The organism is Ruegeria sp. K11 (genome assembly GCF_056531905.1).
Map to the genome: position 1 here is coordinate 1 of NZ_JBQFMP010000022.1, position 15,589 is coordinate 15,589.

Consider the following 15,589-nt stretch of genomic DNA (forward strand, 5'->3'; position numbering starts at 1 on the left):
ACAGCACGTTCGATCCACAAACAGTCCACCGGACTGTTTGCTTAACGATCAAACCTCGTCAGGCTCATAACCTGAAGGTCAGAGGTGCAAATCCTGCTCCCGCAACCAGCGCGGTCGAACAAAGTGTCGAACAAGCCGCCCCAGGGCGGCTTTGTTCATTCTGGGACACACCCAACGCAAGCAAGCCCGCAAGTTCCCCAACCAATTCAATCGCATAAGTTCCATCTTCCGGGACCAAACGAATCTCTGACAACAGCCCGCGAATGATGGATGTTGCCTCAGCTTGCGAAGAGGTATCGCGCAATGCCGTGGTCAAATTGGCGACTTGTTCCCGATACACATCGGACAATCCGGGATGCAGCAAAACCGGTGGTTCATCAGAGGCGGAGGCGATCAGGGCTTCGAGTTCGGATTTGCGGACCTCCAACGCTGTCAGCTTATCCTTCATGCTGGCGTGAAACATGCCATCGCTGATGGCGTCTATGAGATGTGCAATCTTGCGCTCGATCTGCGCCAGATCACGTGTCGCGCTACTCCGTTCCTGTTGAATGGACCCGGCAAGACGGTTGTATTCCTCTTGATAAGCTTTGGTGAATTCCGCGATTAGACTAGGGTGCAACAACTGTTCCTTGAGCCCGGAGAGAACGCGATCTTCGAGGTCCGCGCGTTTGATAGTGAGGCGGTTGCCGCAGGTGCCTTTGTTCCGTTGAGTGGAGCAGCCGTAATAGTGTTTGCCGACTTGAATGACGCCGCCGCCACAACACCCACAGGTCAGCATACCCGAAAACAGATGCCGTGCCCGCTTGGAGCGGCCCAGCTTCTTGATGCCGTCGCTGATGGCGGCATTCCGTGCTTTTTCCTGCCGCGCCTTCACCGCGTACCAAAGGTCATCGGACACGATCCGCAGATCAGGAACGTCTTCGATCACCCAGTCTTCGGGTGGGTTCGGTCGGGCTTGTCGCTTTCCGGTGTTTGGATCTTTGACGAAACGCTGCCGGTTCCAGACTAGCCGCCCGATATAAAGTTCGTTGTTCAAGATGCCAGTGCCGCGTTGGTGATTGCCGTAGATGGTTGATGCCCCCCACGTGCCGCGTGGCCCTGGGATGCCCTCATTGTTCAAGTTTGCGGCGATGGCACGTGGGCTTAGCCCGTGGCTGTAGTCACGAAAGATGCGTCGGACAATCTCAGCCTGAACATTGTTGATTTTGCGTTCCCCTGTCGTCACGGACTCGTCTGCGCTCATGTCCCGCACAACGTCATAGCCGTAGGTGATACCACCGGCTGATTTGCCTTTGCGCACGCGCCCCTCCAGCCCGCGATGGGTCTTTTGAGCCAGGTCTTTCAGGAACAGGCTGCTCATGGTGCCTTTGAGACCGATGTGAAGTTCTGAAATCTCCCCCTCTGCCACAGTGACAATCGGGATGCCCTGAAATCGCATTTGTTTGAAGAAGGCCGCGATATGTTCCTGATCGCGGCTGATGCGGTCGAGACCTTCGGCCAAGACGACATCGAAGACATTGCATCGCGCATCTTCCAAAAGACACTGATAGCCGGGGCGCAGGTGTGACGCTCCGCTCAGTCCCCTGTCAGAATAGGTCTCTGCCTCCTGCCAGCCATTGCTGTTAATCAGACGCAGGCACAGCCGATGTTGGTCCTCAATGGAGGCGTCACTTTGAAGATCGGTGGAGTAGCGGGCGTAGATGGCGGCGCGCATAGGTCGGGCCTTTCGGACTGAGAAACTGGTTGGCCCAACCCATTATAGGCATGGATTGGACCATGTCTTCCACTTTCGATTGCAACTCGTTGCAATGGTCGTTCGTCGCTGTTCTCTTCGTGGCCATATTTTCCGTTGCAACAGTTGCAATGAGACTGGGCACTTTGTGAAGGCTACATATGTAACAAAATCAGTGATTTAGCTATTGATGATAAGTGTCAAATAAGACAGGCTGGGTCTGGGCGTCGGAGAGACCCGATGGAAGTGTCTTCCTAGGTGTTTCTTTCTTTCTGACAATCGAACAATGGATCTCCAAGGATCATTTGATCCTTGTGTTCATTCCGACGCCCACCATGCCTCCTCATCAAAGAACCGGTCCATATCAACGCTGAGACTTTTTGAGTTGATTGACGACACTCTGGTATGCATCACAGGCGGATAGGCCGGAGGCGCGGTTATAGTGCTTCTCCGCCATATCCAGAGTTGCATGCCCCAGGATGTCCCGGATGATGCCCACGTGTTCCGGGTCTGTCTCTGCAATCGTGGTGGCCGCGATGTGCCGAAATTTGTGCGGTCGGAGTTCAACGCCCAGCAGACGTTTTGTCACTTTGGGTAACTCACGTGAGAGACCATCCGGGGTGATCGGATCGCCATACTGATTGATCCAGAGCGCATTGGATTTCTTGGGCCCAAGCAGGATTGGTCGATGCCTATCCAGATAGGTCAACATGGGATTGACCAAGGCCTTAGGAAGAGGAGACCAACGGGCCTTCTTGTCTTTCATGTCCTCAGCCGAGAAAACCAATTTGAATCCTTCTTTGGTTTTGAGCAGATGCTGATCTGCTGTCATCGCCAACAAGGCACGCCGACGCACTGGGCGCGAAACGAGAAAGGCTATCATCAATGATTGGCGGAACCGGATTGCACGCTTCAAGTCGCTGAGCGAAGGATCGTTCTCGATATCTTCCAAGCATATTAGGCTTTTACCCAAAATCTCATCCGCTGAGATTGGCACTGGTTTTGGTAGATTCTTGCGATCCGCGAGATGGTTTAAGCGGTTAAAAAGACGGTTTAACCAATCCCAATCACCAGATGGGTACATGGCGACCGCGAGGACGTACAGGTCACTTACCAGATTTTTGAGTGTGACAGCGCCAACGCGTGTCTCCGCCTCTTGCAAAAAAGCAAGCACCGCATCTTTGGTGATGCGGCCCGTTGGTCGGTGTTCCAAGAGCGTTGGCTGACGCCGTGCCACCCATGACAGCCAGTAACCATAACTCTGGCGTCGTTTTTTTCGGCTGCCGTCAGACCAATCAACGCATGGTCCCATACCGTCAAAGATGTCACCAGTTGCGAACAAGGCCTCCCAGGCGGTTTTATCCGCCTGGGGCCAATCTTTGTAAGGAAGAACAAGAGGGATCGTCTTAGTCATCGGGTTTGCCTTTCCATTTGGAAAGAACCACCTCGTCGTAGTGGTCATGTGCCCACTGGTTGCTGAGTGATGCGTAGAAATCCATCGTGGTCTGGAGCCGTTTATGTTTGAGCAGGCGTCGTACCGTTTCGAAATCACCAGGGCGCTTCTCGAGGTAAAGCTTTGCAGCAATGTGCCGGAACAAATGCGGGTGCACCTTCAATCCAGTCTCGCGTAAGACACGCTGGGTGAGTTCGCCGCCAAAATTGCTGGACGCTCGGGGCTTCCCGTCGCTGCTGCGGGGGAATAGGGCGCGCCCTCCCACCTGAGAAATCTGCGGACGGAATTGCATGATGTAGCGGTGTATGAGCCTAGAACTGCAGGCGTTCATTTTAACTTCAATCGGCTCACCGTTCTTAACCTCGATCCCTTCGATGCGAATGGAATACAAAGTATGCGTGCCAGAGCGGGCCTTTATCAGATGTTTGTCCAGATCAAGCCCCGCGAGGTTTTTGACACGCATGGGGCAACTCAAGAGGATGGTCAGTGCCGCAGCGTGCATCGCCGCCAAAGCGCTGTCGCGCCGGGTTGGATTGTCATTCGCACGTAACATCAGCGTATCTGGTAGACTTAGCAACAAGGCCACGTTCTCCCATTCGTTGAACTGCGCGAGGCGTTCCGCGTTTTTGTTGCTCATACCGCGCGGGGTCGTAGCGACCCGTTTGTGGATGGCTTTGAGTGCCTTGATAACGTCTTCCGGCAAGTTCAGATGGTGCCTTCCAATCGCGATACAGGTTGCGGCTATATTGCTCAACCCGGACGGTGGAGAATTGCTCTCCTGTCGATCCATCATCGCCAGAAAGGCAGTTTTAAGACAATCTGGCGTGACCAATACTGAAAGGCTGGTGAAGTCTTCCGGGTTGCGACCCGTAGTGACCAATGTGTCCAGCACTTGACGCAGATGTGCTTCGGTGTTGCGCAGGCTAGTCTCGCGCAGAGGTTTGTCCGGTCCGTCGTCGCTGAAGATATCGCGTTGCGCCAAGCGTTCGATATAGGCGTTGATCTCTGCTTGCAGGCTTTGCGGGTAGTCCGTCAGCGGGCGGGCCACATAGCGGTCCGATGACAAACGCTCCAAGCGAGGAAGGTCGAGACCGTGTTTGCCAATCACATGGTTCCATGTGTCGATCATGGATTGAATATGCCTGACCGGCTCATTCTTCAGCAACACAGCATCAAGGGCTGTCTGAAATGCCTGAACGACTTCGCTGTTGACCTCTGTCGGTTGGATCGACCGGGCACTGCAATAGCGTGCAAAACGCATCAAGCCCCAAACCTGATGGCTGGACTGCACGGCCTTAAGAAATGTGTCCCACTCCTGTGTCGGGTCAGACTTAGCTTCTACGTCTTGCAAGACGCCGACCATCCGCAACGCTCTGGCCAAATCGCTTATGGTCGTGCTGAGGGTTTTAGGCTTCACACCACAGGCTGCCGGATGCAACGATGCCAGAAGTTTGCGCAGTTGCGGTATGTCGGTTGGGATATCTGAGGGTGGTCGGTTCAAGTATGTGCTAATGCGTGAGATCGCGGATAGCATGGACTGCTGACGCTTCTTGTCAGGGTCTGGGTTGGCCTTCAGCGCTTCTAACACTTCGGCCAAAGTTGCTGGGGGGTGGATATCTTGGTGATGAGTCACGATAAACCTCTTCGGTTTTGAAATAAGGACAAAAGGGGACAATTGAGGACAGGCAGGCCCATGGCGGTCCTCTTGCGGACATTCGGGAAGCCAAGGGTGTGAATTTAAATCCAAAGTTTACGTCCCCGTTTCCCCGACCACCGGAAAAGTCGATGAATATGAGGGGTTTAGAGCACATGGGCCGCAGCCTGATTGCCGCGTAGCTTGGCAAGGGTGTGCAGATCACTGCGGGCAACGCGCCAATCGCGACCCAATCGGGTGGCAGGCAGGTCACCGGATTTGATCCAGCGACGAACAGTCTTGGTGCTGATGCGAAACAGCGTGGCGACATCGCGCACGCTGAGATAGACAGCATCCTCTGAAATCGGCAGATCAACCATGATCCACCTCCGCGTTGCAACCGTTGCAACGTGATGCGAAATCCGACTGCGCCGCGTCACGGGCCAGCAGGTGCACTAAATCGATTAGGGATTTGGGAAAGGCGACTTCGGGCAGATTGCCCTTGGGATTGGTAGACGAACACGTCAAAGCAGTGGTCCTTCTGAAGGAACCGCACGAGGCAATGATCGTGTTGTTTGGCAGGGGAGCGCACTCCACACAGCAAAACACTGACCTCAAAAGAGGTCAGGATCATTGCCATCGAGTGCTCTCAGGACGAAGAGCCGTCCTGTTTTCTCCCAATGATTGCGGCCCAGCTATTACGGCTGGTGGTTGACAGTGGCCTCAGTTTATCTGCGTTGGGCTTTGATAGAAAATCTCGAACCGTGCGCTAACACTCTCGTAACACATTCAAATCCAGTCTGCCGTGTTACGCTGAGCAACCGGTTCAATCCCAACCCGGCTTAATCGCGCCCTGTAAGGTCACCGTGATCGGATCAACTTCCACGCCATCTTCTATCGCGAACATGAATACCTTTGTGAAACCATTCCGGGTGCCCAATCCGCGGCTCTTTTGGATGAAGTAACCTTCTCGGATTTTTGCCCGAACGGCTTTCACCATGTCATGTTCATTGAGCCTGAGGGCACGGATCGCATCATCTTTGAGTTTGCGATGCCCGAAGCGACCATCAAGGCTTGTAGGTCGGCGATACATATGGCTGATCTGCCGAAGATAACCATTTGTCTTCGGTCGCAGGTGCGAAGGAAAGTGGCCGGTGATGAACATATATGCCGCTCGATCACGGAGCAGTTCCTCACCGTAAGGGGTGCTCAGAATATCTCCGGCGTAATCACCATACAAAGCTGAACGGTCAACGGGAGGTTGCCGTTTTTGAACTGAAATCTGCATGTGTCGATCTCCTACGCATTCTGGCTCAGCATGAAGTTGCAGCGGGATCGCCGCACAATACCCCCAATTTGGGGTTAATCCCATAACAGGGGTAGCTGCTTGTGTCCACACGTTAAAGGTCATGAGCAGTGGCAGGTGCCGTAAGATCAGAGGCTTATCAGTTCCTGTTGAGCGAACTCATCAGACTCAGACACGAGGCTGGGCTATCACAGGCTGGTTTAGCGAAGTTGCTGGGCAAGCCTCCATCTTATGTTGGAAAGTATGAATTGGCAGAACGCCGGTTAGACATCGTAGAAACGATTGTCATATTGAAGGCTCTGAATGCCGACTTTCCGGCGATCATCTCGGCGGTTTCTGACATGACTCCTGTCAGTTTGCGGTGACAAAAGAACTGCGGACCGACATGTCGCATAGATGCGGTTTGTGGAGATAGCGACCTTTGTAAACTCAAGGTCGATTCCTGAAAGCGGACTTTCACGCCTTAAAGGATCTTGGGCAGACCGAGCCCTAACCGGTCATCGCTGCATAACCTGGGCGCTGAATATGCATTGGACCGCAAACAGCCCGAAGCGGACCTTCGCAACCAAGCTTTGCTAACTCCGAAATACACAACGAAACGGCCAGTTGCAGAGGTTGTATCGGCGGTGGCAACCAACCATTCATGTCGTCGACTAACCTGTTCAACGTCGCACTACAACTTCTCCGAACTGATCCCACGAGGACCTAATCTTCGAAGCGTTCATTTGGCTCGACCACATTTACTTGCTTCGGAACTTGGTCGGTGTCATTCCGGTCTGACCTCGGAAAAAGCGAGTGAAATGGGACTTGTCAGAATAGCCGAGCATCAGTCCGATCTCTGCAATTGTCATCTGGTTTTGTTTGAGGTGCTCCTTGGCGACATCGATACGCAGCCGTTTGATTTCGCGCGGTAGCGTTGTGCCTTGTTTTTGAAGCGCTTTCAGAAACCGTTCCGGTTGTATTCCCAGCATTCCAGCCACCATCTCTGGTCCCAAATCGGTTTCATCCAGTTTGTCGCGTAAGACAGATCGCAAAGCTGCCACCACGGTTACTTCTTCATCTTGTCGAAGTGATGCTATGGGCTTGGCAGAACCCTCAGAGACGTGGTGCAAAAACAACCATTCCACAGGAAAACTAATTTGCATTCCGGGATCAGTCCCAAGGCCAACCTCGATCCCTTTGTAGTCGATAGGCAGCCCATTGATGTATCTGCTTTCCCATCGCACACGGGAAGAGTCCCAGGACTCTCCGACGACGGTCTGCAATAGGCGTACATAGATTGCGGCACCAAAACCGGTCACCTGAATGGGTGGGACGGTTGGTTCCTGTTGCCTCCCGATACGATAAGTCGCTTTGTCTGCTTCAATGACAAGGCTGTGCCGCACAGAATTGGACTCCTGCGGCACGAGCTCAACAAAGCGGGTAAAAAACTCGAACAGCGTTTTTGTAGATTGCAAGGCTTGAGCGAAGGGCGGCCATCCTTGTAGGTCAAACGCTTCCCCTACATTCAGTCCTAGGTATCGATCCCCTGATACTTCTGAGAAAGCATTTACCAAGCCGTAAACCAACTCGGAGTGAACGAACACGGATGGGTTAGTCATCAGTTCAGCTTTCAAGCCGACCTGATCCAATGCTGGTTGCGGATTGATCTTACGTTCGGTGAGATATTGCAGAAAGGGAGCGGCTAAAGAGAGGCGAACAAAGCCCTCGCTATGCTCTCGGGAGGTGGAGTTGAAAGGCAAGCTCATAACCCTTGTTGGATTAGCTTTAAGAAGTGGCCATTTTTGCAGTCACATTCGTACATCCTAATTCAAAAGGGGCAACCGAGCCAATGAATTCCAGACTATAGTTGGCAAAACATGAATATGAAGGGAGTACTTATGTCCGGCTTACGAATGTCTCTTTGCTCGACGGCAATTGTCGCGGCAGTTCTTTCTTTTTCGGCGACCGCGCAGGCTCAGGATCAAGAAGAACCCCAAACGCTGTTTACCAACGTGCATGTCTTCGACGGTGTGAATGAGCAACGCATTGAAAATGCCAGTGTTCTGGTCGAGGGCAATCTGATCAAGTCCGTCTCAACCGATGCCATTGATGCGCCGAGCGCGACGGTTATCGACGGCGGTGGGCGCACTCTGACACCGGGCTTTATAGAGAATCACGCGCACCTGATGCTCATGGGGCCATCGATTGCCGAGATGGAAACCAACTCGACCTGGGAGGATTTCGCCATCCACGGGACCCGGATGGCCGAAATGTACCTGATGCAGGGCTTCACGACCGTTCGCGATGCCGGGGGCGCTGGCGGCGGGCTGCGGCGCGCAATTGACGCCGGCCAGATCGTCGGCCCCCGCTTTTATCCTTCCGGGGCATTTCTCGGAACACGTGGTGGTCACGCCGATTTCGCATCCTTCACATCTCCGCCGGGTGGGGTGACCAACTTTGGGACTCTGAATATGGCCCAACAGGTCAACGGTGTTGACGAAATTTACATGTATGGCCGCAACAACCTGCGCATGGGTGCCACGCAATTGAAGTTCATGCAATCAGGTGGGGTGATTTCGGCATTCGATCCATGGCAGTTGCTCGCCGGTTCGAAAGAAGAGATCGAGGCCGCTGTTCAGGTTGCCAACGAGTACGGCACCTATGTCATGGCACATTCCTACCGCAAAGAAGCGATCATCAATGCCCTGAATGCAGGGGTCAGAACCATTGAACACGGATTTCACTTTGACTGCGAGATTTCTGCTTTGATGAAAGAAAAAGGAGCGTACATCACGACGAACATCACAGCATTTGATCCAGGCCTACTTGATGTTCCTTCCGTGAAAAACAACCCCAACAGTTTGAGGAAGGCCAAATCGGCCTCGGCGACCTTCGAAGCCTACATTCCAAGTATGAAGGAATGCCCGGCGCCGCGCGGTTTCCAAACCGATTGCGTCGGCTCGGTCGAAGCGTGCAACATCCAGATCGCCTACGAGAAACATCTGAATAACCATTTCTTCGGCCCCTATGCGTCGATGGTAACCCTAACTTCGGTAGGTGGCGAGATCGCGGCACTTAGCGGTGATTTCATGAACCCCTATCCGGAAGGCAAACTGGGTGTGATCGAAGAAGGCGCCTATGCCGACATCCTGCTGATAGACGGCAACCCCCTCGAAGACTTCTCTGTCGTTGGAACAGGCGATCAGTGGTTCGGTGCGGACCCGAGGCCGGACAGCCCGGAAACAATCCGCCTGATCATGAAGGACGGTGTGATCTACAAAAACACACTGGATTGACCAGATAAAGCAGCCGGAGAGCATTCATGCGAAATTGGTTTTGCTCCGCAGTATTCGCAGGGTTGGTTTTGTGCGGTTATGATGCTGCGGCGACGCCTGGAACCGCGTTGGACTGGGCAGATCTGCCAGATCCGTCTGCGCAGGTCTTTGATGACCCCTATCGTGAACTCAGCCCCGAACAGTTCGACGATGTTCTTTTCGTTGTGCGTATACGCGGCAGGTTGCAGCAGGAGGTTGGCAGCGCCGAAGAACGGCAGAAATGGCAATTGCTTTTAGCAGAGACCGAAGACGCCTTGGTGTCAGACGGAATTGACGTCGACTGGTTACTCGATCAGCGCGAGGTTGTGACTGAACGTCGAAGAAAGGCTGGAACGAGCGGAAACCCGCAATTCGACGGCAGAACAATCACACTCGCGGGCTTTGCCATTCCTGCTCCAAGCGATCCGGACGGCCGGCCTGTGGCGTATTTGGTGCCAGAAAGAGGGATGTGCAGCCACATGCCTCCACCTCCGCCTAACCAGATGATCCGTGTGCGGTTGAACGGGGACTGGGCGCCTAGCTATTTCCACGAACCCGTTCGGCTGACAGGCACGCTGACTATCGATCCTTCCGTTCATAATATGATGGTTGTGGATGGCCTCATGCCTATGAATGCGACTTTCCAGCTAGAGGCGGAACGTGTCGAAACTCTGGAAACCGAGGCAGACAGGTTGGAATGGAAGCAGCGTGCTGCTGATCGCATCCGCGCGGCAGGAAATCGCAAGACCGGTGGGGCACAGGCGTCAAAATGATAAGACTTCTGGTTGCCGCATTGAGCATTGCATTTGCTGGCGCAGCGTCGGCTCAGGGACTATCCGGGCCATCTTCAGTCGAAGCCGATCTTGCGCCCGGAGACGGGCTCACCGATCCGCAATATCGTTCCGATTTTCCACGCAACATCGCACCGGGTTGGTTTCAGTGGAAAGACCGACTGGCTGAGGGTGGTTTTCGGTTCAACATTGACTACCTGGCATTGGGCCAAACCACGGATGCTGATCTGGGAACCGGCGAAGCAGCCAGCGGAATTGCGCGGTTCTACGGCAGTTGGCAGGCAACTGAACGGGGGTCTCTGACATTCAAGATCGAAGACAGGCACAGTTATACTGACGTTGCTCCGCAATTTCTCGGGCTGGATGGCGGAGCCCTTTCAATCACGGGAACAGCCTTCAATGACAACGGTTTGCTTCTGACCAATTTGTTCTGGACCCAAAGGGCTGAGAATGGGTCGTGGGCGCTGCAAGTCGGCCAGATTGATGTAACGGACTTTGTGGATATCTACGGGTTGGTAAGCCCCTACAGTGGTTTTCAAAACCTGTCTTTCAATACCAACCCGACAATCAACACGCCCAACCAAGGCCTTGGTATTGCCGGTGGGGTAAAGCTGAGCGAGAACCTCTACGCCGTTGCCAGCGTATCAGACGCAAACGCCGACCCGTCCGATCCAAACTTTGATGTGTTTAGCGACGGCAATCTCTTCAAGTCGCTCGAACTTGGGTACACGTCCGGCTTTGATCGCATCTACTTCGACAATATCCATCTGACCCTCTGGCATGCGGATGCGGCTGACGATGGCAGTCGAGCAGAAGATTACGGCGCAGCGTTTTCCGCCGCATGGTTTGTTGACAATAAATGGATGCCGTTCTTCCGTGCAGGGGCCTCGAAGGGAACCGCAGCGCTTTATGAACGGTCGATTTCTGCCGGTCTCGGTTACTATGGTCGCAACACCGATTTGGCCGGTCTGGGCCTAAACTGGGCCGAAGCAAGAGGCATAGATGGCGATCAGTTCACGCTTGAAGCTTTCTACCGCTTTTCAATCTCACCCGGACTGCAGATCACGCCATCGGTACAATTCATTTCCGACCCGCTTCTTAATCCCGATCAGGACCGGATTACCCTGTTCGGTCTAAGAACCCGGATCGTTTTCTAATGCGGGGTGAAGGCAGTCACTAAGGGGTGTGCCAAAGGGCAACTAAGAGAGATCAAGCGCGTGCCGGAATTTTCAACGCCGGTCGAATGAAGTTGGGAAGCAAAGGAACAATCTATGAAGATTGCATACGGAATTCTTGCAGCCTTAGCAGTTGTGTTTTTCATCCTTGGAGGCAGCGATGCCCATGCCAAAGACAACAAGGGTAAAAAGCCGAACAAGGGGGGCAAGAACGGTGATGTCAGCATTCAGATAGAAGACAAACCCGGCAAAGGCCCAAAAGCTGTACCACCTGGACAGATCAAGCGCTACACGCGCGGTGCCAAGCTCCCATCTGACCTGGAGTTCGAGGATATTGGGGACCTTTCCAAATGGAAGCTTGGGGAGCCGGGCAAAGGAAACCGCTACATTCTGGTCGATGACGAAGTCCTCGAAGTTACGAATGACCTGTCTACCGTGGTCGATGCCGTCGGCATCGTCGGTGATCTTCTAAATTAGGCGAAAGTACGATGTTTCAGGGCAAGAACTACCTCGTTTGCCCTGACGCTGGCCGGGGCGATCATTTGTGAACCCCGGCCCAAGTTCAAAACCCGGATCCGAGGCGCTACGATGATAAAGGCCCTTCTTGTTCTTTTTGCGCTTGCTACCTTTTCGTCAGCACGCGCCCTACTCGCTCAGGAAAACGGTGCAACTGAAGTCCCGCAAACAATACGCTTTGAGGGCTATGTATAGCCCAGTCGCGAAGCAGAACTGTCGCCTTTGGTGGACAATGTGGTCAACCGGACTTTGCAAAGTCTGCTTTCTGCGCGCTGCAGCCATTGTGGACATAGGATCATGCAACTGCGGCGAACGGCGGCTCAGTGGCCTTCCTGTCGGCGCTGTCTAGCACTTGGATGTCCGCTTTGGGCTGCGAGCAGCCGATGATACGAAAAGCAGCGAATAGCCGTAGGGAGCCCAAAGTGCAAAATGCTGCAGATCCTACCAATGGCTTCAAATTCGCGAAACTGGACGTTGGTGAGATTGAAAGCAGTTCAAAAAGTGCATTTGCCTAGCATTTCCAGTTACAACCGTATCAGCCAGCTCTGCCCCATTCGTTCAAAGCAGGTCGTTCTATTCGCGGCCTTCAAGGGTGAAGCCCAAGATCTTTGACAGGACACCGCCGTGTCGCAGCAGGTCGACCTCTTGGAATGTGTCCACCGCCGCTTTGCAGCGGATATCGCCCAGCACTTCGGTGCCGCGCTGCCACTGCAAAGTAGTTTCCAGATCAGGCATCAGCGTCTCGGGTGGCAGGTTCACAGCGAAGCGATCCCCGGCGCGAATGCCCGCCGTCTTGGGATCGAACCCGTCAATTATCTGCACCGGTACCACGCCCATACCGATCAGGTTGGTGCGGTGGATGCGCTCGAAACTTTTGGCGAGCACGGCGCGGATGCTCAGTAGTGCCACGCCTTTGGCCGCCCAGTCGCGGCTAGAGCCCATGCCATAGCGGTCACCGGCCAGAATGATAGTGGGCTGCCCTTGATCCGCCAGGATTTGGGCTGCTTCGTGCAAGGGCAGGATGCGCCCATCCTCGAGCGTTGTCTCAGCAGGGGCCAGCCCCTCTTGCAGGAAGTTCACCGCCAGCCTGTTTGTGAAGAGGCCACGTAGCATGACCTCCCAATTGCCGCGATAGGCGGCATAGACATTCATGTCCTTGGGATCACCGCCGCGAGCGCACAGCCATTTGCCCGCCAAACTGGTTGGATCCACCCACCCCGCCGGCGAAATATGGTCGGTCGTCATATCATCCCCAAGCACCATCAGAGGCGTGGCGGTATAGTCGCCTAACCGCGATTGCTGAGGCTCGGCGGTGAATTTCGGCCGCCGCAGATAGCGCGAGGTTGGCTCCCACGGGAAGCGCGTGCTGTCATGGACCTTAATCCGGTTCCACGCGGCATTATGGGTGGCCGCAGCAAAGGCGGCGGGAACGTCCACCTGACGATAGCCCGCCTTTAGAAGTGCCTTTATTTCGGAGATATCGGGCCAGATGTCGCGCAGATAGATCGGCTGACCCTCTGCGCCCTTGCCGATCGGGTCATTCAAGATATCGCCAAAAATATCGCCCTTCAACGCATAGGCAACGACCAAGGGTGGCGAGGCCAGATAGCCCAGATCCAGCTTCGGATGCACCCTCCCCGGAAAGTTGCGATTGCCCGACAGCACGGCGCTGATCGCCTTGCCGTCCTTCAGCGCGGTCTCGATCACCTCGGGCAAGGGGCCGGAATTGCCGATGCAGGTGGTGCAGCCATGGCCAACCAGATCAAACCCCAGTGCCGATAAATCGGGGATAAGGCCCGCGCGCTGCAGATAATCCCGCGCCGACGGCGAGCCCGGCGCCATCGAGGTTTTAACCCAGAACGGCGTCGTCAGCCCTAGCGCCCGCGCCTTGCGCGCCAACAACCCGGCCGCGATCATCATGTAGGGATCCGAGGTATTGGTGCAGCTAGTGATCGCGGCAATCCCCACCGCGCCATCGGGCACCACGCCTTCGATGCGCGGCGCACGGGACAGCAGACGGTCCAGCGCCGTCTCGACCCGCGCTGCGGCCTGTGCCGGGGTGCAGATGTCCTGTGGGCGGCGCGGGCCAGAAATAGTCGGGGTGATCGAGGTCAGATCAATCTCGACCGCCCGATCAAAGCGCGGAGTGGTGGCGGGATCGAACCACAGACCCGTGGCACGAAAAACAGGTTCGATACTGCCCGTCAAACTGCAGGGCCGTGCGGTGCGTTTCAGATAGGCAACGGTTTCGCCATCCACCGGGAAAAACCCTGTCGAGGCACCGTATTCCGGCGCCATATTGGCAATCACCGCGCGGGCATCGGCGCTGAGCGTAGACAGGCCGGGGCCGCAGAACTCGACAAAACTGCTGGAGACATCAAGCACCCGCAACCGGTGCGTCACTTCAAGCGCCAGATCGGTCGGCATGGTGCCCTCGGGCAGCCGACCAGTCAGGCGCACGCCCACCACTTCGGGCATGCTCAGGGTCGTGGCTTGGCCGAACATGACGCTCTCCGCCTCGAGCCCGCCAATCCCCCAGCCCAGCACGCCAATGCCATTGATCATCGGCGTGTGGCTGTCAGTGCCCAACAGCATGTCAGGGTGGGCCCGTCCGTCGGAGCCGATCTCAAGCACCGTTGCCAGTTGTTCAAGGTTGATCGTGTGCATGATCCCGGTGCCCGGCGGATGCACCGTAACCCCATCCATATTCTGTGATGCCCATTTCATGAAGCTGTACCGCTCGCCGTTGCGGGCGATTTCGTTGCGAGCATTGGCTGAGAACGCCGCCAGCGTGGCATAGCGATCCACCGCCAATGAGTGATCAACTGAGACGTTGACCGGCAGGTTCGGGGAGAGAACGCCCGGGTCGCCATCAGCCTCGGCCACCGCGTCGCGCATCCCGGCAATGTCCGCCAGTGCGGGCGTGCAGGTGGTGTCGTGCATTAGGATGCGGTTGGGCATGAAGGTGAGCTCAAACCCATCGTTTCGCCCCTCAAGCCAGGCATCCAGCGCCGCTACAAGCGCGTCCGACTGGCCGGTGGCGCGTAGGTGGTTTTCGGCTAGAAGACGCAGGATAAAAGGCAACCGATCCAGTCGGTCGCCTAAAACACGTGGAAGGTCCGTGGCCCTTAAACGGCACGTCCCTGCATCAATTTCCAGATCGGGGATCACCTTATCCTCGCTGGAGTCCAAATGGATAGTGGCCGCTGTCACACGAGTTTGACCTTGCTATGCAATACTCCATCGGCGTCGCCATAGATCCAGTCGCCCGGCGCAATGGTCACACCGCCGATGTGAATATCGCAGCCAGCTTTGCCCCAGCCCATTTTCGCGCTTTTCACCGGCGAGGTTGCCAGTGCGAAGACCTGCGTCGCCATCTGCTCGATCTCAGCGCTGTCGCGAATGGAGGCGTTGAGAACCAGCCCCACCCATCCGTTATTGATCGCCATTTTCGCGATCATATCCCCTAGAATGGCAATGCGGGTGGAACCGCCGCCATCTACGACCAACACGCGGCCCTCGCCGGGCCTTTCCAACTGCGCGCGCATGACCATGTTGTCTTCGAAACACTTCACGGTCTGCACGGGGGCGGCGAAATGCGGTGCCGTGCCGAAGCGACGAAACGGCAAGTGAACAAGCGACAGTTTGTCGGCGTGGTCATCAATTAGGTCAGCAGTTTTCATTTCG

The 15,589-nt window shown here is 55.2% G+C and carries 13 protein-coding genes; 5 read left to right on the top strand and 8 right to left on the bottom strand.

What is annotated here, in order from left to right; all coding sequences use genetic code 11:
• Positions 1-64: 64 nt before the first annotated feature.
• The 5 genes from ACR0K4_RS21505 to ACR0K4_RS21525 all read right to left on the bottom strand — a co-directional run bounded on the left by ACR0K4_RS21505 (position 65) and on the right by ACR0K4_RS21525 (position 6,106).
• A complete protein-coding gene (locus ACR0K4_RS21505) occupies positions 65-1,714 on the bottom strand; it encodes a recombinase family protein (protein ID WP_480855712.1) in 1,650 nt (549 codons plus the stop codon).
• A 382-nt stretch (positions 1,715-2,096) separates the two neighbouring features.
• Positions 2,097-3,146, bottom strand: a complete 1,050-nt coding sequence (locus tag ACR0K4_RS21510; RefSeq protein WP_480855713.1) for a tyrosine-type recombinase/integrase — start codon at positions 3,144-3,146, stop codon at positions 2,097-2,099.
• Positions 3,139-4,932 (bottom strand): tyrosine-type recombinase/integrase, encoded by a 1,794-nt coding sequence (locus ACR0K4_RS21515; RefSeq protein WP_480855714.1) that lies wholly within the window; start codon positions 4,930-4,932, stop codon positions 3,139-3,141. The genes ACR0K4_RS21510 and ACR0K4_RS21515 overlap by 8 nt, the downstream gene beginning before the upstream one ends.
• Positions 4,933-4,985: 53 nt before the next feature.
• Complete coding sequence (locus tag ACR0K4_RS21520) at positions 4,986-5,198, bottom strand: helix-turn-helix domain-containing protein (protein WP_170675563.1); 213 nt, start codon at positions 5,196-5,198, stop codon at positions 4,986-4,988.
• 446 nt (positions 5,199-5,644) lie between these two features.
• Positions 5,645-6,106 (bottom strand): hypothetical protein, encoded by a 462-nt coding sequence (locus ACR0K4_RS21525; RefSeq protein WP_480855715.1) that lies wholly within the window; start codon positions 6,104-6,106, stop codon positions 5,645-5,647.
• Between the two features lie 128 nt (positions 6,107-6,234).
• Here ACR0K4_RS21525 and ACR0K4_RS21530 point away from each other — a divergent pair, with 128 nt between their 5' ends.
• Positions 6,235-6,489 (top strand): helix-turn-helix domain-containing protein, encoded by a 255-nt coding sequence (locus ACR0K4_RS21530; protein WP_480855717.1) that lies wholly within the window; start codon positions 6,235-6,237, stop codon positions 6,487-6,489.
• Positions 6,490-6,864: 375 nt separating this feature from the next.
• Here ACR0K4_RS21530 and ACR0K4_RS21535 read toward each other — a convergent pair whose 3' ends face one another.
• On the bottom strand, positions 6,865-7,872 hold the full coding sequence (locus ACR0K4_RS21535) for a helix-turn-helix domain-containing protein (RefSeq protein ID WP_480855718.1): 1,008 nt from the start codon (positions 7,870-7,872) through the stop codon (positions 6,865-6,867).
• A gap of 132 nt (positions 7,873-8,004) precedes the next feature.
• Here ACR0K4_RS21535 and ACR0K4_RS21540 point away from each other — a divergent pair, with 132 nt between their 5' ends.
• The 4 genes from ACR0K4_RS21540 to ACR0K4_RS21555 all read left to right on the top strand — a co-directional run bounded on the left by ACR0K4_RS21540 (position 8,005) and on the right by ACR0K4_RS21555 (position 11,863).
• Positions 8,005-9,402, top strand: a complete 1,398-nt coding sequence (locus ACR0K4_RS21540; RefSeq protein WP_170337131.1) for an amidohydrolase family protein — start codon at positions 8,005-8,007, stop codon at positions 9,400-9,402.
• Positions 9,403-9,428: 26 nt separating this feature from the next.
• Entirely contained in the window at positions 9,429-10,193 is a 765-nt protein-coding gene (locus tag ACR0K4_RS21545) for a DUF3299 domain-containing protein (RefSeq protein ID WP_170337125.1), read from the top strand.
• The gene (locus ACR0K4_RS21550; RefSeq protein ID WP_170337128.1) at positions 10,190-11,368 is read left to right on the top strand and encodes a carbohydrate porin; all 1,179 of its coding nucleotides are present in this window, start codon (positions 10,190-10,192) and stop codon (positions 11,366-11,368) included. The genes ACR0K4_RS21545 and ACR0K4_RS21550 overlap by 4 nt, the downstream gene beginning before the upstream one ends.
• Before the next feature lie 114 nt (positions 11,369-11,482).
• Entirely contained in the window at positions 11,483-11,863 is a 381-nt protein-coding gene (locus ACR0K4_RS21555; RefSeq protein ID WP_170337130.1) for a hypothetical protein, read from the top strand.
• A gap of 612 nt (positions 11,864-12,475) precedes the next feature.
• On the opposite strand, the gene acnA is transcribed toward ACR0K4_RS21555, so the two are convergent.
• Both acnA and rraA read right to left on the bottom strand, forming a co-directional pair.
• Positions 12,476-15,115, bottom strand: a complete 2,640-nt coding sequence (acnA, locus tag ACR0K4_RS21560; protein ID WP_480855720.1) for an aconitate hydratase AcnA — start codon at positions 15,113-15,115, stop codon at positions 12,476-12,478.
• On the bottom strand, positions 15,112-15,585 hold the full coding sequence (rraA, locus tag ACR0K4_RS21565) for a ribonuclease E activity regulator RraA (RefSeq protein ID WP_480738572.1): 474 nt from the start codon (positions 15,583-15,585) through the stop codon (positions 15,112-15,114). Before rraA ends, acnA begins: the two co-directional genes overlap by 4 nt.
• Between the last annotated feature and the right edge of the window lie 4 nt (positions 15,586-15,589).

Coding starts and splice junctions, on each gene's coding strand:
- ACR0K4_RS21535 (WP_480855718.1), bottom strand. CDS start 7,872: ATGAGCTTGCCTTTCAACTCCACCTCCCGAGAGCATAGCGAGGGCTTT.
- ACR0K4_RS21520 (WP_170675563.1), bottom strand. CDS start 5,198: ATGGTTGATCTGCCGATTTCAGAGGATGCTGTCTATCTCAGCGTGCGC.
- ACR0K4_RS21510 (WP_480855713.1), bottom strand. CDS start 3,146: ATGACTAAGACGATCCCTCTTGTTCTTCCTTACAAAGATTGGCCCCAG.
- ACR0K4_RS21540 (WP_170337131.1), top strand. CDS start 8,005: ATGTCCGGCTTACGAATGTCTCTTTGCTCGACGGCAATTGTCGCGGCA.
- rraA (WP_480738572.1), bottom strand. CDS start 15,585: ATGAAAACTGCTGACCTAATTGATGACCACGCCGACAAACTGTCGCTT.
- ACR0K4_RS21550 (WP_170337128.1), top strand. CDS start 10,190: ATGATAAGACTTCTGGTTGCCGCATTGAGCATTGCATTTGCTGGCGCA.
- ACR0K4_RS21505 (WP_480855712.1), bottom strand. CDS start 1,714: ATGCGCGCCGCCATCTACGCCCGCTACTCCACCGATCTTCAAAGTGAC.
- ACR0K4_RS21545 (WP_170337125.1), top strand. CDS start 9,429: ATGCGAAATTGGTTTTGCTCCGCAGTATTCGCAGGGTTGGTTTTGTGC.
- ACR0K4_RS21555 (WP_170337130.1), top strand. CDS start 11,483: ATGAAGATTGCATACGGAATTCTTGCAGCCTTAGCAGTTGTGTTTTTC.
- ACR0K4_RS21525 (WP_480855715.1), bottom strand. CDS start 6,106: ATGCAGATTTCAGTTCAAAAACGGCAACCTCCCGTTGACCGTTCAGCT.